This is a genomic window from Clostridia bacterium (assembly GCA_028698525.1).
GTDB lineage: Bacteria > Bacillota > Clostridia > JAQVDB01 > JAQVDB01 > JAQVDB01.
In genome coordinates this window covers 1-18675 of record JAQVDB010000044.1, presented here as the reverse complement: position 1 = coordinate 18675, position 18675 = coordinate 1, and the positions used below count along the sequence as shown (strand labels likewise).

Here is an 18675-nt window from a genome sequence, read left to right as displayed (position 1 = left end):
TTCCATAAACTTTATCAATTTATCCTCTGAACCTAACAGGTAGAACTTGAGTTTCTCCAGCTCTTGCCTAAGTTGATTTATGTCTGAAAAGATGGGTTTGCCTATATATATCTTTTCGTGTTTTGTAGCAGTTAAGCCCTCTTCGTCCATTAAAATCTCTTCATACAGTTTTTCTCCTGGTCTCAATCCTACATATTCTATTTTTATATCTTTGTCAGGCTCCAGTCCTGATAATTTTATCAAATCTCTAGCCAAGTCGTCAATCTTTACCGGCTCCCCCATATCCAGCACGAATATATCTCCGCCTTTTGCCATGGAACCGGCCTGAAGAACAAGCTGCACAGCCTCAGGTATTGTCATGAAGAATCTGGTCACTTCAGGATGGGTCACTGTAACCGGTCCGCCTTGTTCTATCTGTTTTCTAAACAAAGGTACTACAGAACCGTTACTGCCCAACACATTACCGAATCGTACTGCCGAAAATACAGTTTTGCTGTGCTTATCCATGGACTGTATTATCATCTCTGCCACACGTTTGGTCGCTCCCATTATATTGGTGGGGTTCACCGCTTTGTCGGTGGATATCAGCACAAATTTCTTTGTATGGTATTTGTCTGCCGCTTCAGCTACATTCATTGTACCAAACACATTGTTCTTTATAGCCTCTGTAGGATTGCCTTCCATCAGAGGTACATGCTTGTGTGCAGCAGCATGGAACACCACATCAGGCTTATATCGTCTGAAAATACCATCCAGTCTGGCCTTATCTCTTACCGAGGCTATCAACACATCCATTTTTAAATATGGATGTTTTCTTGCAAGTTCATTTTGGAGGTCGTATACACTATTTTCATATATATCCAGTATCAACAGTCTCCTAGGCTCAAATTTAGCAATCTGTCTGCAAAGTTCAGAGCCTATAGAACCTCCCCCTCCTGTTACCAGCACTACCCTATCTTCCAAGTCATCACATATGCTTTCAATATCCAGCTGCACCTGTTCCCTACCCAACAGATCCTCTATCTGGACATCTCTAAGCTGACTGGCAGTCACAGTTCCATTCAGCAATTCAAATACTCCGGGTAGTATCTTCAATTTACACCTGGTTCTTTTGCAGATATCAACCACTTCTCTTATATTGCTGCCCTTTACAGATGGCATAGCAATTACAACCTGCTTTATATCTTCCTCTTTCACAGTTTTTTCTATCCTTGTTCTATCCCCTACAACAGGTATCCCCAAAAGATATTTGCCGGTCTTATCCTTGTCATCATCGATAAAAGCTACCGGATTCATGTTGAGTTCATTGTGCTTCCTGAGCTCCTTCACCACCATACATCCTGCATCCCCAGCACCTATTATCAATGTCCTCTCTCCATCGTGGTTGTTGAAGGCTATATCTGTACCCATATGCCTTATCACCCTGTAGCTCATCCTAAATGCAGATATAAGCAGATTATTGAATATCCACAAAAGCACAATGATGCTTCTAGGCACATTATCATTTACAAAAAACAACAAGGCAACAAAAGCAAATATAGCAAAAGTGTTTGCCAGCACTATGGAAAAAACCTCATTTACGCTGGCATAGCTCCATAGACTCTTGTAAAGCCCAAAGAATAAATAGACAGCTATGAATAGCAATACGTAAACTGGAAGTATGTCTGCAAATTGTCTGTTAAAGGCTTGATAAGCATAAGAAAAATTGGTATCAAACCTTAGAAAAAATGACAAAAATACCGAAGCGATGAGCAACAATATATCTATGCCTAAAACCGTTATTTTCCTGATAAAAATCTTCATGAATATCACATCCATCATCTATAAGTTAAACCAGCCCATAATTTAGACTGATCAGTCGATAAAAAAGTTCCCTGCTTTTAAAAGTGCTAATATATTAATACCCACGGGATCTTCCGTGGGTAATCTTTATTTCACATAGTTGGAAAATACATATCCGGTCCTGCCCGTTGATGTCTTTATCTTGTACCATCCGCTAACGCTGGATAAAATATCAATTTTGTTGCCATTAAAGAGCAATCCTATCTTTGCATGCGATGTGCTAGGCCCTGTTCGGATGTTTAAAGCCTTTGCAGTCACAACACCTTTTCTGACCGGTTCATTCCCCCTATTATTCGAAGATCCATCTGTCATCTTTATATATTTACAATGTACATAACCTACAAGATTACCACATTCTATTTTATACCAATCTCCCGATTTTGCAAGTATTTTTACCTTGGTATTTTTCGGCAGCAACCTTTTCCTCGCATATCCTGTTCCAGGACCTGACCTTACATTCAAAGCACTTGCAGTGACTATGCCATTTCCATCGCTGATATTATCCTTGGAATCGCTTCCTCCGGAGCTGCCGGTATCCTTCTTACCATCTTCCTTCAGATATCCATCATATACATAGCCTACCATGTTCCCTTTTTTTATCTTATACCAGCTGCCGGTATGCCCCAGTATCTGTACGGTCTGTCCCGGGGCTAATTTACCTATTCTCTTAGCGCTGGTGCTGGCGGATGCCCTTACGTTCAAGTTCAGCTTGGATATCACTTTTCCATATCTTTCAACCTTATTGCCGGAATCATTGTCACCTGATAAATCGATCTTCTTGAGGTAATCAGCTGAAACATATCCTGTCAGGCTGCCCTTCTTTATCTTATACCATCCATTTTTATAGCCTACTATCTCTACCGTCTCTCCTGATAATAACCTTCCTACTCTGGTAGCTCTTATGCTGGCCTCATTCCTCACATTCAAGCTGGTCTTGGCAGTTACCCTACCATGTTCTTTTTGTGGAGGCAATGCATCTTTAGGCGGTTGTGGCTTGCTAGTGCCCGGATCAGTGTTTGCAGGCGGAGTGGACTGTCCCTCCACCTTTACGTAGTCAGTGTGTACATAGCCTATTAAGGTCCCATATTTTATTCTATGCCATTTTCCGTTTGTGGATAATATTTCCACATTAGTTCCTTTTTTAAGTTTGCCCACAATTTTATAGTTTAAACCTGCTCCACTCCTTACATTTAACACACTTGCAGTGGTGATGCCTTTGGTGTGAGGCTTTGGTTCAGGTTGTGGCTTGGGTTGTGGTGTAGGTTGTGGTGTAGGTTGTGGTTTAGGTTCAGGCATATCCGTGAGGGAAGGAGGAGATACCTTCATGGTGTGTATGCTGGTGCCGGGATAATAGAATTTGATGACATCGGTATATTTCTTCCCATGGCTTTCCACCATAGCCCTAGCACCATACTGGCTCATCCCTACTCCATGCCCATATCCTTTACCCTTAAAAATATACTTATCGTCCTGCTTTTCGATGATATACAGGGAGCTTTTCAAATCCCTGTTTATATCATCTACGCACAATATTCTATAAGCAGAAAACTTTGTAAATGTTTTCGTAGCTTTATCCCCAGTTATCACAAGGCTTCTCACCCTGCCCGAAGGATCTCCGCTGGTATATCGTGCTTCTACAGATTGGATTGTCCCCACATCATAACCTTTGTTTTTCAGTATAGATTGTATTTGGTTGCCGGTGAAAGTCCTTGTCCAGCTCTTGGAAGGATTGATGGAGCTGAGATCATAGGGATCCTGCTTTGATACAAGATAGGAATATGATGAGCTCCATACATTGTGAGCTGCCTCCATATAGCCACCATTGCTAGAAGAATAGAGTGCATCTATGATAGAGCCATTATACTTTATTATTTGGCCTTTGGTATGGTCTACAGCATTGGCTGCATTTTTATATGATGAATTATATCCTCTATACACCTGGCAGGCTGCTGTATCTGTCAAGTTGTACCCTTTGGATACGTGTTTGCCGAAGTTTCTTACAGCATATGTCCTGGCAGCCACTGCCTGGGCTTTAAGGGCCTCTAATGGCCAACCGTTGGACATCTCATAGGGTACCACGCCTTTAAGGTAATCCTCCAAGTAAACTTCATTTATAGCGAATATCCTGCCACTTGACAATCTGAATGTGATATTGCCTTGGTATCTTCTTCCTCCATTTAACTGCAGAGTATTGATATTTGAATTTTTGTGTTCAATAAGTTTTATTTGGCTGGTGGATTCAGCTATTTTTTTATCTCCATCTTTTAATGTTATCCTACCGTTTTCAACTTTTATAGTATATGTATTTCCGTTTCCCAGGGGTAGTTCCTGTCCTTCAACAGAATAATTTCCTGACACTTTGATACTCATTTGGGTATGAGTGCCTAAAGAGTTTAACCCTATCTTAATTGTACTGTAATCCGATGCTGCTTCTACTTCTATGAATGATAAAAAGTTGATGGTCATTATCAAGGATACCATCAATGCTATAAATTTCTTCATCATAATACACCTCAAATATAGATAGTCTATATAGTCCATAGTATTATATAGATTTCTACATAAATCCAAATAATCCTTCAAAAAATTTACTTTTTGTGGGGCTGATTTTGATTTAATAATTTGATATAGAATACTTCAGACGCATATATACTGGAAATATTGGTTAAAATAAGGTGGGATAATAAATTTGCGGTGCATAATAAAAAGGCCTTCTTGACCAAGGCCTTTTTAAACATATTTATTCCTCCGGAACGGGTGCGTCTACAGGACACACGTCAGCACATGCCCCACAGTCCGTGCAAGCATCAGCATCTATAACATATATATCATCACCTTCAGAGATTGCTGATACTGGACATTCTTCTGCACATGCACCGCAGCTTATGCATTCATCCGTAATTTTATAAGCCATTTTACACTGCACCTCCTTAATACGAATCCGGTAAATTACCCTTGTCTATTCTATCATTAATTGATAAATATTAAAATACCTATTCTTCTAATTCCTTAATAATGTTTTGAGCTTTTTGGTATCCAGGGCATTCTTTGTGCAATGTACGCACATCCGGGATGCTAAATTCTTTTATTTCAGCTATATTATTGTCACCCATCACTTTTACGCTTACATTCTCTTTTATCACACTGGTGCCCACTACTATTCCCGGTCCATTAGGAGTATTGACTATAGCTCCCATATTCGGCAACTTGTCAATCATTTTTTCATAAATCTCATGCTCATACCTCAGGCAACACATAAGTCTTCCGCAAATGCCGGAAATCTTGGCAGGATTTAAGGATAAGTTCTGTTCTTTTGCCATTTTTATAGACACAGGCTCAAAATCTCCTAAAAATACTGAACAACACAGTTGTCTTCCGCATGCACCTAGACCGCCCATCATCTTAGCTTCATCTCTTACACCTATCTGCCTCAATTCTATCCTTGTCCTGAAAACAGAAGCAAGGTCTTTTACTAAATCTCGAAAGTCTACTCTGCCATCGGCGGTAAAATAAAATATCACTTTATTGTTATCAAAGGTATATTCCACATCTACCAGTTTCATATCTAATCCATGTTTTTCTATCTTTTTTAGACAAATATCGAATGCTTCTTTTTCCTTGTTCTGATTTTCCTCATTTACCTTTTGGTCCTCAGGTGTAGCTATGCGAATAACTTTTTTTAAAGGTGCCACTACTTCCTGTTCATCCACCTGTTTAGGTCCTATAACTACCTCCCCATATTCCACGCCTCTAGCCGTTTGAACTATAACCTTGGTTCCCTGATTGAGGGTTTCTATTTCATCGGGATCAAAATAATATATCTTACCTGCTTTTTTAAATCTGACGCCTACAACTGTTACCATCTGCTCTCACCCCCTGTATATCTAGTATCATATTTTCAACAGCAAGCTGATAATTTACATTGCTATTCAACAGTTCTGTTGTTTGCTGGACAATATCTATAATATATTTAATCTGGGATGTTGTAAAGCGGTTTACCTGTTTTTCGATATTGTCAACTTTATCCAGGTTTATCACCAATTGCTCATCCCCGGTTTGTTTCAAAATCAATATATCTCTCATCCAGATGATGAAATTTTTAAATATCTCATCTCTATTTTCTTTGTTTTGTATAAAAAAATCTACACAGTTCAAAGAAGTCATTTTATCATATTCCAATATCTTGGAGATTGTATCTATGAGCTGGCCCCTCATCTCTTTAAAATCATCAGATTCCGCCATTTTTAGAGCTTTCCCTATGCTGCCCTGGGATAGTTCAGCATATATTTTAGCTTTTTCAGGGGCCATGTTCAGTCTTTTGGTCAAAAAATCTCGTACTCGTTCAGATGGAATTCTGGAAAACTTGAAATTCTGGCACCTTGATATTATTGTAGGCAAAAAGGCATGAAAGTTTTCTGTCAGCAATATCAAGACTACACTTGAAGGGGGCTCCTCCAAGGTCTTCAACAGACAGTTTTGGGCCTGCACTGTCATTTTATCCGCATCTTTTATTATATACACCTTTTTGCCTTTAAAAAAAGGTTTTATGTGTATAGCCTCCTGCATGTCCCTTATAATATCTATCCCCAGCGATGCTTTTTTAGTAGTGATAATCTCTACATCAGGATGATTTTGAGTGACGAACATTTTGCAGCTTTTACATCGGCCACATGGTACCTCTCCCACACCCTGACACAAAAGTGCATTGGCAAAGATATTGGCTACAGTAAATTTGCCCGTTCCTTCAGGACCGGAGAAAATATATGCATGAGCCACATTACCCATGCACAATATGTTTTTTAAGGCATTTACAATATTTTGTTGACCTATTACATTGTTAAAATCCATAAATCTATTATCACACCTTTATATCTATCAGCAAACCTTGTATATCCTCAATAGTCCTTAATATTTCCAGATTATCCTTTTGTTGCTCAAACACCATAGCTGTAAGCTGTTCCAATTTATGGTCAACTTTTTTTATTACAGCCAAGGCTTTTCTTCTTCCAAATACATCAAAAGCATTATTTTTATCCAATAGCAATGCCTTATTTACAACATGGTCCAAAAAACGTGAAACCAGATTCTTGTATTTTATCAAGCTATCTACAGTTATACTTTTGCTCAAATGTTCTCCGCTCTCTTGTATTTCCTCTAACAATGCCGAAAGCTGCTCTTCAAAAGCCTGGTGCTTATAATTGTCAAAGGTGTCCTCAAAAGAAGCAGCTTTGGTATTCTGTGCTCTTGAAACATGTGTGTCGGTATTGAATTCAGCATTGCTCAATCTGCCATTTGTTTTTTCTATCTTCATACCAGCTCACCTATATCTTCTTAAACTGTTCCACATCCACTACAAAGACGGTAGCGCCTCCCACAATAACTTCTACAGGATATGGCACATATACCCCTGTAGTACCTGCAATAGGAGATGGAGAAGTGGCTACTTGTTTTCTTGATTTTGCAGTTTCTTCTATAACATCCATTACCTCTTCCAGCTTTTCCTCATCAACACCTATCAACAAAGTAGTGTTGCCTGCCTTTAAAAATCCACCAGTAGTAGCCAGCTTTGTGACGCCATAACCTTTTTCCATCAGATTGCCTATCAGCTTGCCTGCATCCTCATCCTGGACAACAGCTATCACTAATTTCATCTTTTTCCCCCCTTTCAAGTTAAATTGAGAACATCTATTACATCGCTGAACACTTGCTCTACCTGCCGGTCTGCATCTATAACCTTTATTCTCTCGGGAAACATGCCGGCTATTTTAAGATAACCTCGGTATACCTGTTGGTGAAATTCCAAATGCTCACACTCCAGTCTGTCTGCTTCGTCCGTTTTCCTGGCCATAGCCTTTTGTGGAGGTATATCAAAAAATATGGTGATATCAGGCTTTACTCCATCAACAGCAAACTGGTTTATTCTAAGTATATTCTCTATGCCTATATTTCTTGCCACTCCCTGGTACGCAAGGCTGGAATCTATAAACCTATCGCAAATAACAGTTTTTCCTTTCTCCAGGGCAGGCTTTATCACCTGACCTACCAGTTGAGCCCTGGAAGCCGCATATAGAAGCGCCTCGGTGGTACAAGTCATTTCCTTGTTTTGTTTATCCAATATTATATCCCTTATTTTCTCGCTTATAGGGGTACCTCCCGGTTCCCTTACTACTACTATATCTCTGCCTTTTGCCTTTAAATATTGAAACAGCAGCTGAATCTGGGTGCTTTTCCCGGAGCCGTCCGGTCCCTCCATGCTGATAAATAATGATCCTGTCTGTTTTTTCTCCACATAATCATTCCTTTACAACCCTTATAGTATTCAGTGTAGCATCTTTTGCGCCATATACTGCTACATCTGTTGATTTTATCATGTTTATATAATCTATAACATCCTGAGTTATTTGCTCTCCGGGGCAAATAAAAGGTATTCCAGGGGGATAGATAGCTATCCTTTCGGCACATATCCTCCCTATCGCATTATCGGTCTCTATACTCTCTATTATACTATAAAAGCATTGCCTTGGAGAAAGCTTTTGTTTCAATAAGGGTAAAAATATATGCGTATCTTGCTGTTTTATCACGTCTGAATGCTCCCTGCTCATGAAATCTAATGCCTGCCCCAATCTTTGAAACATATCGGGACCGTCGGCCACTGTAGTGATACATAATATATTCTGCAGATCGCTCATTTCTACCTGTATATTATGGTTTTTTCTAAGCATCTCTTCTGCCTCCAACCCGGTCATGCCCATACTTGAAACATTGATGAGCAGTTTGGTGATATCCACATCATGTATATGGTTTCTGCCTACGTAATTATCATCCAAAAGGGTTATTCCATCAATACGATTCAGCCTTTTTCTCAACTTCAGATTATAACTTATCAGCTGATCCAGCAGTTCTTTGCCCTGTCTTTGCATAGTATCCCGCAGTATATCCATACATGCCATGAAAATATAAGAAGGACTGGTAGTTTGAAGGGCTTGCAGCATGAACTTCAATCTATCCACATCCACCCTATCCCCTTTGACATGGAGTATGGAACATTGGGTGAGGGCAGCCAGTGTCTTATGCAGGCTGTTTACACAGATATCAGCCCCGGCTTTTAGGGAGGCTATGGGCAGGTTGTCATTGAAGTAGAGATGTGAACCATGGGCTTCATCCACCATCAATATTTTATCGTAGGAGTGCACCATATCGGCTATTTCTTGTATATCACTGCATACGCCATAGTAGTTGGGATAGGTGATCAGCACTGCTTTTGCCTCAGGATGGGCTGCCAGTTTTTTCTCCAATTGTTCAGTGCTTATCCCGGAGCTTATATTGAAGTCATGGAATATTTCAGGTTTTATATATACAGGCACTGCTCCCGACAATATCAATCCATCCACTACCGATTTATGGCAATCTCTAGGGATTATTATCTCATCCCCAGGGTTGCACACCGTCATTATCATGGCCAATATCCCGCAGCTAGTCCCATTCACTAGGAAGAAAGAACTATCTGCTCCGAAAGCTGCTGCTGCAAGATTCTGGGCTTGATCTATAACACCTTCCGGCATGTGGAGATTGTCCAATCCGGGCAGTTCAGTTAAATCTATCTTGTACATCCGTTCTTTAAACTCCTGGGTCAAGCCCCTACCCTGCTTATGCCCGGGCATATGAAAGGGTAATACCTCATCATCTGCATATTTTTTTAAGGCATCATAAAGTGGAGTATTAGGTTTCAATTCTTTCACCCTCTTTCTGTCCAGACATCCAATGCTTTTCCACAGGTAAAATATATATAACCTGCCTTTACTCTTTGCCCTGTAAGCTTTTCCCAAACCCTACAATAGGTCTTTATCTGCTCTGAGTACCATTGGGCAAGCTGCTGGAACTGATGGTCTTCCTCGGCATTGTCAGTCTTATAATCCACAATGACCCAGCCGTCTCCTTGCCTGAAAACCAGGTCAATTGTCCCGTTGAAAATCACCTGTCCTGTATCGTCCATGCTGCAGGATATAGGTACTTCTGCGTACCTCTCCTCAGCATTTTTGAATTCTCGGTATATATGGCTGTCTTTAAATATATCTATTATCTCTTGCACATCTTTTTGTCTATGTTGGCACAGCTGGGTACTGGACAAAACTGATTGTATTACATGTTCTAATTCTCCCTCTTCCCTTAAAAATCCTTCAAGTATTTTGTGGATGGCGGTACCCCACTCAGTTCCCCCTTCTGAGGATACGGCTAGAGGATAATCTTGAATATCCCTTTGAGATGTAGGGGTTATTTGTCTTATAGAGCTTTTTTGAAGTTGTTGCACCCACTCCCTTCCCCCTTCTCTATACTGCTTTAATTCGTCGAAATAATTTTGTCCGGATGCATCAGATTCATATACATGATCTAACTGTGGTATCTCTAATTGCTGACAATCCATACCCTGAATCAGGCTGTTCCATGCGTTTTTTGATGATTTTTTATTCCATCTGCTTATTACCAGCATGTTTTTGGCCCTAGTGGCTGCTACATACAAAAGTCTCACCTCTTCTGCATCCAGATAGCGTTTCTCCCGTTCCCTATATGGTTCCCATCCTTCCGGCTGACCTATAACTTTGCTAACATGCTTTCCGTAAGGCTTTGTAAAACAAAAATATCCTTTGGGTATCTCGCCCTCCCTGGTTATATGCTGTCCTATGGGGTGGTTGCACGATTCTTCAGATAAGGCCAGAAAAACTACGGGTGCCTCCAGTCCTTTGGCCTTGTGTAGGTTCATTATGCTCACTGAATCTTGACTGCCGGACAATATGGATATTTCATCCTCTAATATGTTCGCATCCAGCATCTCCTCTATCTGGGTCACCACCTGATCTAGCTTCTCCGCCCCTCCCGATTGGATGCCTGCAGAAATCTCTAAAAGCTGATACACATATGAGCATCCGGTTTCACCGTCCTCTCCCATCATCGCGAGAGGAATAAGTCCTACATCCCGGGCGACTTTTTCCATGACTGTATAGGGAGAATATTGCTGCCTCCATTTCACATACTCTCTTAATCGGCTGAATTCATTTTCAAAAATTCCAGATGAACTATTAAAAATATCAAAATCTCCCCCTGCACATTTATAATCATAAAGTTGTTGATCGCTGGCTCCGAAGAATATGCCTTTTAATACCGCTACCAGTAAAATCTTGTCATCAGGATAACAGACAAACTTGATAAGCTTTAAAAACTCCTTTATTTCCATATAATCTTTTATGGAATTGTTGCCGGCAAGGGTAGCTGGAATATCATATTTTTTAAGGGCTTTATAATACTCAGACAAGCCACTCTTTTTTTTGAGCAGTATCATAAAATCGCTGTAACAGGCCTTTGGAGAAGCATCCGACTGCTGTCTGTCTATCAGCACATTTCCCTGAACAGCCCATTTTATATATCGAGCGATACAGTCTGCGTCATAAGCAATAGCCTCGTCTTTACGTTTGCATTCTTTCGGAATGTCTATAACCTTTACTCCTTTTACTGTGTTCTGGCTAGGGGTCCTCACCGGTTCCAAAGGGACAAAGTCTGCCTGGTAGCCATTTTGCTGTCCTCCCATAAGTCCTTCAAATACATTGTTGAACCAATGACATAGACAATCTAATGAACGGAAATTACTGCTCAACTTCAACACTTGGCCTCCGCTTTTTACAATAAGGTGTTTTACCTGATTATAGATAGAGATATCCGCCCTGCGGAAGCGATAGATAGACTGTTTAGGGTCACCTACCACAAACAGCGAACCCTTTTTAGGCACAAGCTTTCGCCAATCCTGCTGGTTTACATCCTGCCCGGTAAGGTAGAACATTATCCTGGCCTGTATAGGATCGGTATCCTGAAACTCATCCACTAACAGACATTTATACTTTTGCTGAAAATAGCTACGCACCTCCGGGTAGTTTTTTAGCATTTGGGCAGTTTTAATGAGCAGATCAAAAAAATTCATGCAGGATGATTGATACCTCATATCCATATACCAATCAGATGCCTTTTTTAAAAACTGGGTTATATAATAGTGGCAGTATTCATGCCATCTGTCCAATATAGGCTGGGCTATTTGTGAGGATATCCAAGGCAAAACCTGATCTCTGTATCTTTTTGCCTCATCCTTTGATTTCCATCTTTTAAGTGTGACTGCCGGAGGCTTTTCAAACAAGGAAATCACTTTCACCATATTTACATCCTTTGACATATCAAAGTACTTGAGATATCTCTCCAGTTTGAATATTGTATTCTGAAATGTATCATACTTGTCAATTTGTTCAGGAATAAATTCTTTTGCACCATCTATCCCCTTTAAAATATCATCCACCCCTTTGGCCAAGTCAGGCTTGTCCACTTTCCGGGTGACTACCTCCACATCAGCATACTCGCTCATCCTCTCATATTCCTTTTTAAGGTCCTGAGGATTGAGTCCCATGGAATGTAGTTTATCCAATAGCTGTTGACAGGTAGTCTGGGATTGTTCAAGGAAGTTATACCAAGCGGCATCAATAAGCTCTCGCTCTTGGAATTTGTCCACTTCCTTGAAATTAGGATCCAAACCTGCCTCTATTGGCCTTTCTCTCAAAAGACGGGCACAAAAGGAGTGCACCGTGCCTATAAAACATCTATCCATATTTGAAAGGGCATCTGATATATATTTTCCTCTGACAGAATCTACTTCACTTTGATATAGCTTGAGTAAAGTGTCCTCAAATCTTTCCTGTAGTTCTGCCGAGGCCTTTCTGGTAAATGTAATGGCCACTATCTCTTCTACCTTGTACCTGCCGGACACTATCAAGGATACCATCCTGTTTATCAGACAGGATGTTTTCCCCGATCCGGCCCCTGCCTCTACCATGAAGTTGTTATCTAAATCCTGAGCGATCCTCTGTCTCTGGAGTTCATCCTTCAATTCAATTTTGCTCATAAGTTTTCACCTGCCTCACACATTCTAGCTCGGGCACACAGCTATCAGCAGCCTTTTGTGCAAGCACCGGCTCTGCATCCTGTCTCCTGCAAATATCACCGTATTCGCATATCCTGCAATCACCGCCGCTTTCGGTCATTATGAATAAACCCTTTGCTAATATATCCAACAATGTATCCAGCAGGATAAATACTTCCTGCCTTTTATCCTGGGGATACATTATGCATTGACCCTCACCCCTTATTGTGGGGAAAATATATCCTGCACTTTTAACCTGGTGACTCACATCCTCTTGTTTCTCGGATAATATCTTTTCTACAGCCGCTGAGTAGACGGCGTGTTGTATCTGCCTTCCACCTTTAAAGTAGTCATTAGCATCATAATTCCTAAAAGAACCTGTCTTATAATCTATAATTATAAGCTGGCCCTGATCCGTCCTGTCCACCCTGTCTATCCTCCCGGAGAGATAAAAACTTTTGCCGGAAGGAAGTTGAATTAAAGCAGGCGGGAGTCCTCCATCCTGAGTCTTATATCCAAAATCCAGTTCCAAGTAGCAGGGCATTTGATTTTCCAAGCGTTCTCGCTCCCCATTTAGAAATACCTGACAGCAATCGTGTATCTCTTTGCGCTGATTTTGAAAAACAACATCTTTGATGGGAGGTATCTGCTCTTTATAATCGGCTATCAACTCATCAGCCATTTCGTACATGGTGTCTGCATATTCTCGTATATCTGTATTTATTCCCTTCTCAAGGTAATTGTTGACGAACTTTTCAAAAATGCTGTGCAGCAACAGTCCTCTATTCAAAGGATCCAGCCATGTTGACGGGTCGTATAATAAATCATCAGCCTGCTGCAACCCTAATATATATTTGAGAAAAAAACTATAAGGGCAGGCTGCCAGCTGTTCTATCTTTCCACATGACATCACCAAATCTTTGTTTTCTCTGGGATCCAAAAATTCGGAATGTATGCTGATATTTCCGTCATATTGAGTAAATTCGGGGCTCTTTCTGGCGTTTAATGATTTTAGTCCTTGAGCCAAACTTGGAAAATATGTGTCTATAACGGAAAAATCCACATTTTTAGCGCCCTGTAAAAAATACGCATTCAGCCACCATTCATTTTCATCGATTATGCTGTGTCGGCTTTTGGGTATAAACCCACACAGGCTAGGGCCATCTCCCGATAATTCCGGACTATCCTGTCCCCTGTATGAACAATAGTCCTTCCACATCCTGATAAAGTAAGAGGAAGGGAATTTTGCTCTGTTTTCCTGTATCTCGTATGAAGAACAGCTCATTGTGAGTTTCCCTTTCAAGTTGGCGATCAGGGTATCCATAGCATCTATATTGTCTTTATATGCGATGCTTTTTATTTCAAGGTTGCTGCTTATCTTATCTCTCTCTTTATCCAACAGTATGGCATCCTCCGCCGTCATCCCCGGGAAACGACCTGAATCCATGCCTATAATAAAGTTAAAAGGCCGGTCTGCCCAAGGGCCAGCTTGATAATTGGTTATGTATATATGTCCCGGCTTTGGACTTGCAGCTCCTATCTTTATATCAGACAACATACTCTGTATCCTCTGGATTGTTTCAGCCATGCTCAGTTTTACGCAGGTATCTTCTGATACGGTTACCAACCTGCGGATTATTTCCTCCTCTGCTTGTTGGTCCAGTGCATTATCTATATAACTGTAATCCTTTACCACCTGTGCCAGTCCTTTGGTGAATTGGCTGTAATCATACAAGCCTGTCCCATCAGAATCGGGCAGCAGATCGAATATATCTTTGAACACATCCAGCAGATATTTTACTTTTTTATCTTTTGAACAGTGCTCTAGTTTTGTCAAGCAGGTTATATATCTTTTTTTATGCCATCCTATCTTTGCCCTTCTCAAAATATCCACCGCCTCCAAGCAGGAAGGAGCTTGCTGGTGGCTGAAATATAATTCCTTATTGTACAGCATGGAATAAAGTATCCAGACATTATATTGGTTGGATATCCAATCCATCAATCCGTAAACCAGCCTTCCCGGTCTTGTGGTCTTTACTTCAAATCCTGTACCACAGGTAAAGGGTATATCTAAACTTGAACATGTATCATGGAAAAGTCTTGTATAGTTGCCGCTGTCGGTACAGTATATAGCCACATCTTCAAAGGGGATGCTACCAGTCTTTATCCTCCTTAAAACTTCCCTAACTTCATTTGTTTCCCCATAGGCTGTAAAAGCATCCATGTTTATTCGGGCATATTCAACATCTTTAGATGGATTTAAAGGAAGAGTAAGATAGTCTTTGTCTGTAATAGAGTTTAAAAAGCTAGTCTGTATGTGATTTAACTTTGTATTATCAGGTAGAATATATATGGCATCTTCTTTGTTTTTGTCATTTAAACGGCTGGCTATAGCGTAAAGGTCGGCTATATCAGCCTTTTGTTCCCTTTTCAATGTGTTTTGGTATTCTAGGTATATCTTTTTAATATCATTGTACTTTTTAGGAGAAATAAAATGGTGTTGTTGGATGTTTGCAGGCGTTATGTTTGCCATTTTAAAATCCAGTATGGCTTTGTAAAATGATTTTGCCAGGTCAGATGTGATTTTGAGGGAATCAAAATACTGCAATTGTTGAGATTCTTTTAGCTCCTCCAACACTTGAATCATATAATGCCAGCATAGGGTGGAGGTAGCTAGACTTATATTGTTTTTTTGAATATATGTACTGCATTTATCTATGCATAAATCTTCAAGGGTATGTACGTTGAGATTTATACAACTGATGCCTCTTTTTGCTGCTGCATGTATTACCTGCCAACCGCTGGCGTATGAAGGCATTATAAGTATTTTTTTGCCGAAAAGATGTTTATCGCAAATCTTTTTTAGGTTCTCGAAAAATTTATCCATATCCACCTCACCTTATTGTAAGATATAATAAGCAAGCACGGGATTTGTATGTCAGAACTTATATGATGGGAATTATATATAGAAGATCGTTCATGCGATAAATATTCGGAAATAACTATGACTCACTACATTCCGGAAATACCAAGCTTTCCCTAAACTCGCTTACACTCAGACAGGGAAAGCTGAACTGGTGTTTCCTACATTCCGTTCGTCAAGTTATTTTAGCCGAATATTTATGAGCAGTTCACTAACCTTCTATATATAAGTCCCTGTTTGCCAGTTTAATCTAACTTTCGCGAGGGTGTATATGATACCTGTAGCTGCGACTAATGTACCGCACTATACATTCAGTATTTTATAATATAGTGCGGTAGATTGCGGAACACGGAAGGTATCATATACACCTGGCATAATCAGCATTTCCGTGCATCTCCCCTGTTACATACATACAACACAGGAGAACCGTCTCCTTGTATTATATGTTCCGTATATACTTGCTGCTACATACGTACGACACAGAAGGACCGTCCCCTTGTGTTATGCAAGTGAAGAAATCTGGTCAAATATGTTTTTCAGATTAGGATACATTTGCTTGTACACATTTAAATATTTTTGATATTGCTGGGCTTTGTCCTGGTCAGGCTGATAATTCCTGTCATATTCCACAGTACTGCATGCCTGATCTAAATCTTTAAATATGCCTACGCCTACCCCTGCAGCAAATGCAGCTCCAAGGGATGTGGCTTCGCCGGGGTATTTATGTATCCTTATGTTTTTGTTGTATATGTTGCACATTATCTCATTCCAGAATATGCTTTTAGAACCTCCGCCTAAAAGTGTCAACCCTTGCACGTTTATGTCGTTATCCTCCAGAGCATCCAATACCGTTCTGAGGGCAAAGGCTATACCTTCATATGTGGCTCTTAAGAGGTCGTTCCTATTATTGTAGAGTGTAAATCCTATAAAGGTACCCTTGGTGTTTTCATCCCATATAGGAGATCTCTCTCCCATCAAGTAGGGTAGGAAAAACACTCCCTTGGAACCTATCGGCGATTGTTTAGCCAAGTCCTCTATCATCTGGTATATGTTTTCACCTGTTTTTGCAGATAGCTCTACCTCATGCTTTGCAATATTGTTTACTACCCAATCATATGATATGGTAGCACTTTGTACAGCCCCTATCATATTGCACTTTTCCCCGTCCAAGTCATAAAAATTGAAAGTTCTAGCCTGCTTGTCCAATACCGGGGAATCAGTTAAAGTAGATATCCATGAACTGCTCCCTATATAATTATATGCCTGTTCTTTGCCTGTAACTCCTGCTCCTCTAGTAGCACAAGCACCATCGCCACCACCTACGACAACAGGTGTGCCTTGCCTTATACCTAATAAAGAAGCAGCCTCTTTTGTCACATATCCTGCAATGTCAGTAGATTTTTTCAAAGTCGGAAGTTTGCATGGATCTATATCCAATGCTTTTAGTATTTCCTGAGACCATCTCTTATTTTTTATATCCAGCATACATGTGAGGGAAGCATCCGAAAAGTCAGTTATCCCTGGGTTTCCGGTTAGTTTAAAGGATATATAGTCCTTGCTGTTTATAAAGTAGGCAGTATCTTTATATATGTCAGGATGATTTTCTTTCATCCATAATATTTTAGGCAATGTATAGTGAGGATCAATCCTGTTGCCGGTAATATTGTAGAATTGTTTTGCATCGAATATTTCCGAAATATGACTGCTTTGTTTTGCAGACCTAGTATCCGAATGAATTATATTATTAAACAGAGGAACACCTTCCTTATCCATGGGGATACAACCGTTCATATGTCCGCTTAAACCTATAACCGCTATATTAGAAGCATCTATCCCGTTTTTTGCCATCAGCTTTTTTGTTCCCTGTACACAGCTTTGCCAAAAATCATCAGGAGATTGTTCAGACCATCCTTTTTTAGGGTATATCACTTGATATGGAACAACTTCAGCTGATAATTGTTTGCCCTCTGAACTAAAAATTGTACACTTGTTTCCTGTAGTGCCAATATCGAAAGTCAAAATTAAATCATCATTAGCCATTCTCATCACCTATCATAAATTTTTTTGACCATTTCTATAAAAAACTCTAGCATGATAAATAATGCTAGGGCATTACTCTTATTATAATATACTTTTACCAACAGGTAAATGCATCGGTCACCACCAAATGCCATGCAATTTATAAGTCTACATAGCAATCATTTATCTGATTTTGAACTTGCACAAGAGCTAGGTGGCAATATAGATACCATAATTAGTTTGAAAAAAGATATAGAATTAAAGGAATGGAAGAAGGGCATCCAAAAATGAAGGATAGATTGGGTCTGAAGTAAAAAAAGCCAGCAATTTTTTTGCTGACTTTTAATTTTCCACTTTGTTTGGTATTTGTCTTTTTAAAAGTTTGACCATTTGGTCAGTAGGTTCAAAAATGAATTTACTTTCTACACCGTCATGCTTGAATATTCCAAAATACGCTTTTTGCGATCTAGGCGAAGGGGTAAGCTTAAATATCTTCTTTGCATTGTCCTTTATGTGTTTATGACTTTTTACAGGAGCTATCATCTTTACATCTTTTAGATTTATAGTCAAAACTCTTTTAGGATTGTTTCCAATTTGTTTTTCGAAAATAAGGTCGTTTTCTATCAATGTATATCTAAATTCCACAATTATTTTATTTATTATATACCAACCCAGGTATACAACAAAAGCAAGATATATATAGCTTAAAAAAGGTATTCCTATATATCTGTTCAAAAAATTTAAAATTCCCATAAACACCATGAGTCCTACTATTAGTAGAAAAATGAACAATACACTATTGAAAAAAGATGTCTTTGATTGCTTCAGTGTCTCTCTGTACACTTTACTCACCCTTTTTACTATATAGATATAAAATACAATAGTCTTAGAAAAGATTATCTAAGACTATAATTAAATTCATATTAAAAATAAAAAAGTT

Annotated in this window: 14 protein-coding genes; 1 reads left to right on the top strand and 13 read right to left on the bottom strand. The window is 39.6% G+C overall.

Going from position 1 to position 18675, the window contains the following annotated elements; translation table 11 throughout:
• The 12 genes from PHP06_07720 to xylB form a co-directional block, all read right to left on the bottom strand.
• The coding region (locus PHP06_07720) for a nucleoside-diphosphate sugar epimerase/dehydratase (GenBank protein MDD3840451.1) at positions 1 to 1803 on the bottom strand (1803 nt) is incomplete at its 3' end.
• Positions 1804 to 1929: 126 nt separating this feature from the next.
• The gene (locus PHP06_07715; GenBank protein ID MDD3840450.1) at positions 1930 to 4347 is read right to left on the bottom strand and encodes a SpoIID/LytB domain-containing protein; all 2418 of its coding nucleotides are present in this window, start codon (positions 4345 to 4347) and stop codon (positions 1930 to 1932) included.
• Positions 4348 to 4582: 235 nt separating this feature from the next.
• Positions 4583 to 4756 carry a 4Fe-4S binding protein gene (locus PHP06_07710; GenBank protein MDD3840449.1) on the bottom strand — a complete coding sequence of 58 codons (174 nt, stop codon included), beginning with the start codon at positions 4754 to 4756 and terminating at the stop codon, positions 4583 to 4585.
• A gap of 79 nt (positions 4757 to 4835) precedes the next feature.
• A complete protein-coding gene (locus tag PHP06_07705; GenBank protein MDD3840448.1) occupies positions 4836 to 5705 on the bottom strand; it encodes a stage 0 sporulation family protein in 870 nt (289 codons plus the stop codon).
• On the bottom strand, positions 5677 to 6690 hold the full coding sequence (holB, locus tag PHP06_07700; protein MDD3840447.1) for a DNA polymerase III subunit delta': 1014 nt from the start codon (positions 6688 to 6690) through the stop codon (positions 5677 to 5679). Before holB ends, PHP06_07705 begins: the two co-directional genes overlap by 29 nt.
• 10 nt (positions 6691 to 6700) lie before the next feature.
• A complete protein-coding gene (locus tag PHP06_07695; protein ID MDD3840446.1) occupies positions 6701 to 7153 on the bottom strand; it encodes a YaaR family protein in 453 nt (150 codons plus the stop codon).
• 10 nt (positions 7154 to 7163) lie between these two features.
• Entirely contained in the window at positions 7164 to 7493 is a 330-nt protein-coding gene (locus tag PHP06_07690; protein ID MDD3840445.1) for a cyclic-di-AMP receptor, read from the bottom strand.
• A gap of 14 nt (positions 7494 to 7507) precedes the next feature.
• A complete protein-coding gene (gene tmk, locus PHP06_07685; protein MDD3840444.1) occupies positions 7508 to 8131 on the bottom strand; it encodes a dTMP kinase in 624 nt (207 codons plus the stop codon).
• Positions 8132 to 8135: 4 nt separating this feature from the next.
• On the bottom strand, positions 8136 to 9572 hold the full coding sequence (locus PHP06_07680) for an aminotransferase class I/II-fold pyridoxal phosphate-dependent enzyme (GenBank protein MDD3840443.1): 1437 nt from the start codon (positions 9570 to 9572) through the stop codon (positions 8136 to 8138).
• A 5-nt stretch (positions 9573 to 9577) separates the two neighbouring features.
• Positions 9578 to 12775 (bottom strand): UvrD-helicase domain-containing protein, encoded by a 3198-nt coding sequence (locus PHP06_07675; protein ID MDD3840442.1) that lies wholly within the window; start codon positions 12773 to 12775, stop codon positions 9578 to 9580.
• A complete protein-coding gene (locus PHP06_07670) occupies positions 12762 to 15680 on the bottom strand; it encodes a PD-(D/E)XK nuclease family protein (protein MDD3840441.1) in 2919 nt (972 codons plus the stop codon). The genes PHP06_07675 and PHP06_07670 overlap by 14 nt, the downstream gene beginning before the upstream one ends.
• A gap of 537 nt (positions 15681 to 16217) precedes the next feature.
• The gene (gene xylB / locus PHP06_07665; protein ID MDD3840440.1) at positions 16218 to 17756 is read right to left on the bottom strand and encodes a xylulokinase; all 1539 of its coding nucleotides are present in this window, start codon (positions 17754 to 17756) and stop codon (positions 16218 to 16220) included.
• 108 nt (positions 17757 to 17864) lie between these two features.
• Here xylB and PHP06_07660 point away from each other — a divergent pair, with 108 nt between their 5' ends.
• Positions 17865 to 18026, top strand: coding sequence for a hypothetical protein (locus PHP06_07660; protein ID MDD3840439.1), 162 nt, complete (start codon positions 17865 to 17867; stop codon positions 18024 to 18026).
• Between the two features lie 51 nt (positions 18027 to 18077).
• Here the strand turns inward: PHP06_07660 and PHP06_07655 are convergent, their stop codons facing one another.
• Entirely contained in the window at positions 18078 to 18578 is a 501-nt protein-coding gene (locus PHP06_07655; protein MDD3840438.1) for a hypothetical protein, read from the bottom strand.
• Positions 18579 to 18675 lie beyond the last annotated feature (97 nt).

Excerpts from the sequence above, each read along its gene's own strand:
- PHP06_07715 (MDD3840450.1), bottom strand. The coding sequence starts at position 4,347 with ATGATGAAGAAATTTATAGCATTGATGGTATCCTTGATAATGACCATC.
- PHP06_07675 (MDD3840442.1), bottom strand. The coding sequence starts at position 12,775 with ATGAGCAAAATTGAATTGAAGGATGAACTCCAGAGACAGAGGATCGCT.
- PHP06_07710 (MDD3840449.1), bottom strand. The coding sequence starts at position 4,756 with ATGGCTTATAAAATTACGGATGAATGCATAAGCTGCGGTGCATGTGCA.
- PHP06_07670 (MDD3840441.1), bottom strand. The coding sequence starts at position 15,680 with ATGGATAAATTTTTCGAGAACCTAAAAAAGATTTGCGATAAACATCTT.
- PHP06_07705 (MDD3840448.1), bottom strand. The coding sequence starts at position 5,705 with ATGGTAACAGTTGTAGGCGTCAGATTTAAAAAAGCAGGTAAGATATAT.
- PHP06_07660 (MDD3840439.1), top strand. The coding sequence starts at position 17,865 with ATGCATCGGTCACCACCAAATGCCATGCAATTTATAAGTCTACATAGC.
- PHP06_07695 (MDD3840446.1), bottom strand. The coding sequence starts at position 7,153 with ATGAAGATAGAAAAAACAAATGGCAGATTGAGCAATGCTGAATTCAAT.
- PHP06_07690 (MDD3840445.1), bottom strand. The coding sequence starts at position 7,493 with ATGAAATTAGTGATAGCTGTTGTCCAGGATGAGGATGCAGGCAAGCTG.
- holB (MDD3840447.1), bottom strand. The coding sequence starts at position 6,690 with ATGGATTTTAACAATGTAATAGGTCAACAAAATATTGTAAATGCCTTA.
- xylB (MDD3840440.1), bottom strand. The coding sequence starts at position 17,756 with ATGGCTAATGATGATTTAATTTTGACTTTCGATATTGGCACTACAGGA.